The sequence below is a fragment of the Thiorhodococcus mannitoliphagus genome (genome assembly GCF_010915725.1).
GTDB classification, from domain to species: Bacteria; Pseudomonadota; Gammaproteobacteria; order Chromatiales; family Chromatiaceae; genus Thiorhodococcus; species Thiorhodococcus mannitoliphagus.
Map to the genome: position 1 here is coordinate 1 of NZ_JAAIJR010000499.1, position 353 is coordinate 353.

Sequence of the window (353 nt, forward strand, 5' to 3'; positions counted from 1 at the left end):
GGGATTTCGGGCGGCATCGCTCGCATCGGGAAACAATTGATGGACACTTGCTTAGTGTGGACCGGCCGAGCGCAGCGCCTCGATCTGTGCAAGGCTCAGGCCGGTGGCCTGGGCGACCTGAGCATCGCTGAGTAGGCCAAGCTTGATGAGGTTACAGGCAGTCTCTTGAGCCGCTTCCTGGCGGCCTTTCTCCAACCCGATCTGCTCGCCTTTCTCCAACCCAATCTGCTCGCCTTTCTCCAACCCAATCTGCTCACCTTCCTCGCGCGCCTCCAGCAGCAAGGTGGCCTCGTCGCTCTGCGCTTTCGCGCGCGCCTCGGCCCAGTAGCGCGTTTCCTCGTCGGCGCTCAGCG

Annotated in this window: 1 pseudogene; it reads right to left on the bottom strand. The window is 63.2% G+C overall.

Annotation, left to right across the window (positions count from 1 at the left end):
• Positions 1 to 51: 51 nt before the first annotated feature.
• A pseudogene (locus tag G3480_RS27515) lies at positions 52 to 353 on the bottom strand (Rpn family recombination-promoting nuclease/putative transposase); the annotation flags it as partial.